The following is a 7,009-nucleotide window of genomic DNA, read 5'->3' on the forward strand; positions in this document are numbered from 1 at the left end:
GCTGTTGCCGGAAGATCTACGCAACTTTGACGGCTACAGGCTGCTGCAGGAATATTTTGCCTTTCCGGCCCGTTTTCAGTTTGTCAGCATCAGTGAGTTGGGCGAGCTGCCTTCGCGCTGCGGGCCAGAGGTCAAAGCCTTTGAGATCGTGCTGCTGCTGGACAAGGCCGACGCGGCGCTGGAGCGGGTGATTGATAAGAGCCATCTGGCGCTGCACTGCACACCGGTTATCAACCTGTTTCCGAAAACGGCAGAGCGGCAGAAAATCAGCGAGAGCGTGCACGAATATCATCTGGTGGTCGATAACATTCGCCCGCTGGATTACGAAATTTATGCGGTCAAAAAGCTGTACGCCACGGGCGACAGGCAGCAGGGCGAGCAGGTATTCAGACCGTTCTGGAGCACGTTCAGCCGTGACGAAGGCGACTATGGCGCTTACTTCTCGCTGCGCCGCGAGCAGCGCACGCTGTCTGAGCGCGCGCAACGTTACGGCACGCGTACCGGCTATATCGGCTCTGAAGTTTTCCTTTCGCTGGTGGATGAACGCCAGTCGCCATGGCGTGACGATCTGACCCATCTGACGGCGGAAGTGTTGTGCACCAGCCGCGACCTGCCGCTGATGCTGCTGGCGCAGGATCAGGGCAACTTTATGATGGCCGACTCGGTGCCGGTCAGCCAGCTGACGCTGCGCAAAGGCCCGACGCCGCCGCGTCCGGCGCTGGCGGAAGGCATGGCGACCTGGCGGCTGATCAGTCATCTGCAGCTGAACTATTTAAGCCTGATGGACAGCGACGATGGCCAGGGCGCCACGGCGCTACGCCAGCTGCTGGCGCTGTATGCCAACCTGGCGGAAGCGCCGGTAGCCCGGCAAATTGAAGGCATTCGCTATTGTCAGCTCAAACCGGTCAGCCGTCGGGTGCCGGAACCCGGGCCGATTGTGTTCGCTCGCGGTATCGGTATTGAGCTGAGCGTTGACGAACAGGCGTTTTCCGGGGCCAGCCCGTGGCTGCTGGGCAGCGTGCTGGAGCAGGTTTTCGCCAGGCTGGTCGCCATCAACAGCTTTACGGAGCTGACGCTGACCAGCCAGCAGCGCGGTGAAGTCGGCTACTGGCCCGCGCGCATGGGCAAAAGGGCGCTGATATGAACGTGCTGCGTATTCGCAAAGCGCGGCGGCTGCCGGAAAACTTCTGGTCTGGCGTCACGCAGGCACCGTGGCGCTACGATCTGTTTCAGCTGTTGCGCAGGCTGGACGCGCAGGGCGGCGAACGCTACCCGCTGGGACGCTCGCCGCTGCCGCGCCATGAACCGTTGCGTATCGGTCAGGAGCCATCGCTGGCTTTCGCCCCTGCCACGCTGTCGAAAGCGGCCCCACGTGAAAACAGTCCGCTACACGATATCTCGATTTTAAGCTTCGGTCTGTTTGGCCCGAACGGCCCGCTGCCGACGCACCTGACGGAATATGCCCGCGAGCGTATCACCCACCATCAGGATGGCAGCATGGCGGCCTTTGCCGACCTGTTTCACCACCGGCTGACGCTGCTGTTTTATCGCGCCTGGGCCGATGCGCAGCCCACGGTGTCGCTGGATCGGGAAGACAATCAGCGCTTTGATCGTTATCTGGCGAGCCTGATCGGCATGGGCCAGCCGGGCCAGCTGGCGAAAGGCAGCCTGAGCGAGCATGCGCGCTATGGCGTGGCCGGGCATTTAACCCGCCACGCGCGCGACGTCGAAGGCCTGCAAAAAATTCTCAGCCACTACTTTAAGGTACCGGTCAGGCTGGTGGAAAACGTGCCGCACTGGCTGCCGATTGACCATCGCGAGCGGGCGAAGCTGGGTGCAGGCCGACACGCGCCAAAGCTGGGCCAGTCCATGTTTCTGGGCGTGGCGGTGCGCGATGTGCAGCACAAGTTTCGCCTTGAGCTGGGGCCGATGCCGCTGGAAACTTATAACCGCTTCCTGCCGGGCGAGGCCTGGACGACAGAGCTGCGCGACTGGGTGCGGCAATACCTGGGCATTGAATACGTCTGGGAGCTAAAGCTGATCCTGGCGGCAGAAGAAGCAAAAGGGATCAGGCCTGGCGACGCGACGCGGCTCGGTTTTAACAGCTGGCTTGGCCAGCTAAAAGCTAGTGAGCCGCGGCAGGATCTGACTTTCAGCCCGGAACCCTCGGAGCAGGTTACCCCCAGATAACGGCCTGGTGAATGCCTCCCTTCGACAAAATGAATTTTCCCGATCCGCCTCGCCGGGCCGGGTTAACTGCTTAGCGGGCTTGCTCTTTACGGCTCCCTGTTTTTCCGTCATCTACTTACCGAGAACAACCATGTCAGAAATTAGCCGCGCCGTACTGTTCGGCAAGCTGGACACGCTGTTATTTACCTCGCTGGAAAGCGCCACCGCCTTTTGCAAGCTGCGCGGCAATCCTTATGTCGAGCTGGTGCACTGGCTGCATCAGCTGATGCAGCAGCAGGAAGGCGATCTGCAACAGGCGATCCGCTATTTTTCACTGGATGAAGAGGCGCTGACGCGTGATATCGTTGCCGCGCTGGATCGTCTGCCTCGCGGCGCAAGCGCGGTGTCGGATCTGTCCGAACATATCGACAGCGCGGTTGAGCGCGCCTGGGTGTACGGCTCGCTGAAGTTCGGTGTACAGCAGATCCGTGGCGGCCATTTGCTGATTGGCCTGCTGAAAACCTTCAATCTGGCGAACGTGCTGAAAAGCATCTCGCCGCAGTTTGGCCGCCTCAGCGCCGATACGCTGCTGGAGCAGTTCGACAGCGTGTTTGCCAACAGCAAAGAGAGCAGCGTCACCGCCGCGCCGGTACAGGATGGCGCCGTACCGCAGCAAAAAAGCACGCTGGCACAGTATGCGCAGGATCTGACGGCGCGCGCGCGCGAAGGAAAGATCGACCCGATCGCCGGACGTGACGAAGAGATCCGCCAGATGGTGGATATCCTGATGCGTCGCCGTCAGAACAACCCGCTGCTGACCGGCGAAGCGGGCGTAGGTAAAACCGCAGTAGTAGAAGGTCTGGCGCTGCGCATGGCGGCAGGTGACGTGCCTGAACCCCTGCAGAACGTCCAGCTGTGGCTGCTGGATATCGGCATGTTGCAGGCCGGCGCAGGCATGAAAGGTGAATTTGAGGCGCGCCTGCAGTCATTGATCAACGAAGTGCAGTCCAGCCCGACGCCAATTATTCTGTTTATCGATGAGATCCACACGCTGATCGGCGCGGGCGGGCAGCAGGGCACGGGCGATGCCGCCAACCTGTTAAAACCGGCGCTGGCTCGTGGGCAGCTGCGTACCATCGGTGCGACAACCTGGGCCGAATACAAAAAGTATATCGAAAAAGATCCGGCGTTGACCCGTCGTTTCCAGACCGTGCAGGTGCAGGAGCCGGACGAAGAGAAAGCGCTGCTGATGCTGCGCAGCGTGGTCGCCCCGCTGGAGAAGCACCATCGCGTCCTGCTGCTGGATGAGGCCGTCGCGGCGGCCGTTAAGCTTTCCCATCGCTATATTCCTGCCCGCCAGCTGCCCGACAAAGCGGTGGCGCTGCTGGATACCGCCTGTGCTCGCGTTGCTGTCAGCCAGAGCGCGCAGCCGCCGCAGCTGGAAGACTGTCTGCATCGCATCCATGCGCTGGAGATTGAAAAAGAGATAGCGGAGCGCGAAGCGAAAGTGGCCATTGGCGATCCCGCCCGCGTGGAAAAAATCCGCGAGCAGCTTGCCGGGCTGGCAAGCCAGCGCGATGAACTGCACGCACGCTGGCAGGCAGAACGTGAGCTGATCGATACCATTATCGCACTGCGCGTGCAGCTGCACGAGGACAAAGCGGAAGACGTCGCCGCCCTGCACCAGCAGCTTGCGGCACAGCAGCAGCAGCTGAAAACGCTACAGGGCGAAGCGCCGCTGCTGTTTGCCGCCGTGGATGCCAACGTGGTCGCCGCCGTGGTGTCAGACTGGACCGGCATTCCGCTGGGACGCATGGTGAAAAACGAAATCGATGCGGTACTGAAGCTGGCAGACACGCTGAACGAGCGGGTGATTGGCCAGCGCCACGGCCTGGAATTGATTGCCAAACGCGTCCGCACTTCCCGCGCGCGGCTGGACGATCCTAACAAACCGGTTGGTGTCTTTATGCTCTGTGGCCCGTCCGGCGTCGGCAAAACCGAAACCGCACTGGCGCTGGCGGAGACGCTTTACGGCGGTGAGCAGAACATTATCACTATCAATATGAGCGAGTTTCAGGAAGCGCACACTGTTTCCACGCTGAAGGGCGCGCCTCCGGGCTACGTCGGCTATGGCGAAGGCGGTGTGCTGACCGAGGCCGTGCGTCGCCGTCCTTACAGCGTGGTGTTGCTGGACGAGATCGAGAAAGCGCATCCCGATGTGCATGAAATCTTCTTCCAGGTGTTTGATAAAGGCTGGATGGAAGATGGCGAAGGCCGCCATATCGATTTCCGCAACACGCTGATTATTCTGACGTCCAACGTTGGTACGCAGCTTATCACCGCCATGTGCGCCGATCCGGAACTGGTGCCGGAACCGGATGCGCTGGCCGGTGCGCTGCGTGGGCCACTGCTGGAAGTCTTCCCGCCAGCCCTGCTCGGCCGCCTGCTGGTGGTACCTTACTATCCGCTGAGTGATGAGATGCTGGCCAGCATCGTGCGTCTGCAGCTGAAACGTATCCAGCATCGTCTGGAACAGAACCACGGCATCGTCTCTGAAGTGGATGACAGCGTGATTGCACGCATCGTTCAGCGCTGTACTGAGGTAGAATCGGGCGGCCGTATGGTCGATGCCATCCTTACCAACACGCTGCTGCCGCAGATGAGCCAGCTGCTGCTGGATGCACACCGGCGTGAAGAGCAGTATCAGCGCCTGAAGGTGACCCTGCACGAGGGCGAGTTCCAGTGTCAGTTTGAGGCGTAAGCCGCAATTAAGAGAGTTGTCCAATATGTCAGAACAAGATATTCCGCGAGCCTTTCCTAACGCTCTGCCGGTGGGCTACCGCTTTAATGAGTTTGAAATTAAAGAGGTGATCGGCGGCGGCGGCTTCGGCATCGTCTATCGCGCCTGGGATCACCAGCTTGAACGCACCATCGCCATCAAAGAGTTCATGCCCGCCTCGCTGGCGGTGCGCAATGACGACCTGACGCTGGTGCTGCGCAGCGAACGTTTCAGCAAGACGTTCGCCGCCGGGCTGAACAGCTTTATTCAGGAAGCGCGCCTGCTGGCCCGCTTTAATCATCCTAACCTGCTGCACGTGCTGCGCTTTTGGGTGCAGAACGATACCGCCTATATGGGCACGGCATTCTATACCGGCACCACGCTGTCGCAGCTGCACAGCCGCCGTCCGGAGATGATCAGCGAAGCCTGGATCCGCTGTCTGCTGCCGCCGCTGTTTGGTGCCATCAACACCATTCACCGCGAAGGCTATCTGCACCGCGATATCTCGCTGGATAACATCCAGATCCAGGAAAACGGCGTGCCGGTACTGCTGGATTTCGGTTCCGCCCGCAAAGCTATCGGCAACCTGTCCGACGAAACCGAAACCATGCTCAAACCGGGCTTCGCGCCGATTGAGCAGTACAGTGACGATAACGAGAGCGAGCAGGGCACCTGGACCGATATTTATGCGCTGGGCGCGGTGCTGCATACGCTGATTGTTGGCTCGCCGCCGCCGGTCAGCGTGGTGCGCAGCATTGAAGACAGCTACAAGCCGCTGGTGCAGCAAAAGCCTGCAGGCTACTCGCTGCCATTGCTGCATGCCATTGACCGTGCGCTGGCGCTGCAGCCGGAAGATCGTCCGCAGACCATAGACGAGCTGGCGGCGCTGATGGCGCTTTCTCCCAGTGAGATCAATGAGATCGTTGAGGTGAAGGTCAGCGGGCCGGGCACGATGCTGGTACCGGTGGAAGAAGAACCGACCGCGCCAAAAGCCACCGGCCTGAAACGGTTTATGATGCCGGGGCTGATTGCCGCAGGCGTGCTGGTGGGAATTGGCGTGGGTGCGCTGATGGCGGGCGGCGGCGGCAACGATGCGCCGCAGGTGGCTGCCACCGAGGCACCAGCGGCAACCACGGCGCCGGTGGCTGCTCAGCCGCCAGCGGAAACCGCTAAAGTGCAGCCGGAAGCCGCGCCACAGGCCGCCGAGCCTGCGCCACCACCGGAGCCGGTTGCGCAGGTTTATATCAAGCTGCTGCCGGGTGACAAAGTGGCGATGAACGGCAATGCGCAGGCACTGGTGCCGTCGCCGAACGGTTTCGCCATGCTGCAGCTGCCGCCGGGCGACTACCGCTTCAGCATCAGCAACCGGGGCCAGACCCGCGATCAAAGCATTACCGTCGATCGCGAAGGCGTATGGTTGCTGAACCCGCAAAGCTGAGTGTCTGGCCGCTTGCCCGGTATTAACCACGGGCAGGCGGCTTAACGGCAAAAACGTTATGGCTATTTTGCTCTTCGATCAGAGCGGCTTAACGGCAATGCCAGTGCCGCTATTTTGCATTCAGCCCAGAGCGGCTTAACGGTAAAGCCAGCACCGCTATTTTGCATTCAGCCCAGAGCGGCTTAACGGTAAAGCCAGCACCGCTATTTTGCATTCAGCCCAGAGCAGCGTAACGGCAATGCCAACGCTGTTATTTTGTCCTCAGTCCAGAGCAGCGTAACGGCAATGCCAGCGCCGCTATTTTGTCCTCAGTCCAGAGCGGCTTAACGGTAACGCCAGCGGCGTTATTTTGTCCTCAGCCCAGAGCGGCTTAACGGTAATGCCAGCGGCGTTATTTTGTCCTCAGCCCAGAGCGGCTTAACGGTAATGCCAGCACCGCTATTTTTGTCCTCAAACCAGACGTTCGACGGTATAAGAGACTACCAGTCGTTTATGCCGCAAAGCTGAACCTGCAGCGAAAGTCAGTCGGCCTTGTCGTATGCCTGTCCGCCTGAGCCGCAATATATTTTTATCCGCCCGGTTTACCGCCGGGCCTGCCAGTCCGGGAAATCACTATGTTTGAT

The 7,009-nt window shown here is 60.4% G+C and carries 4 protein-coding genes; all 4 read left to right on the plus strand.

Going from position 1 to position 7,009, the window contains the following annotated elements:
• The coding region (tssF, locus tag RTK32_RS16430) for a type VI secretion system baseplate subunit TssF (RefSeq protein WP_312045843.1) at positions 1-1,144 on the plus strand (1,144 nt) is incomplete at its 5' end.
• Complete coding sequence (gene tssG / locus RTK32_RS16435; RefSeq protein ID WP_312045845.1) at positions 1,141-2,190, plus strand: type VI secretion system baseplate subunit TssG; 1,050 nt, start codon at positions 1,141-1,143, stop codon at positions 2,188-2,190. The genes tssF and tssG, both read left to right, overlap by 4 nt.
• Positions 2,191-2,320: 130 nt before the next feature.
• Positions 2,321-4,930, plus strand: coding sequence for a type VI secretion system ATPase TssH (gene tssH / locus RTK32_RS16440; RefSeq protein WP_312045847.1), 2,610 nt, complete (start codon positions 2,321-2,323; stop codon positions 4,928-4,930).
• A gap of 25 nt (positions 4,931-4,955) precedes the next feature.
• Complete coding sequence (locus tag RTK32_RS16445) at positions 4,956-6,386, plus strand: serine/threonine-protein kinase (RefSeq protein ID WP_312045849.1); 1,431 nt, start codon at positions 4,956-4,958, stop codon at positions 6,384-6,386.
• Positions 6,387-7,009: the final 623 nt, after the last annotated feature.

It is taken from the genome of Erwinia sp., assembly GCF_031978025.1.
GTDB lineage: Bacteria > Pseudomonadota > Gammaproteobacteria > Enterobacterales > Enterobacteriaceae > Erwinia.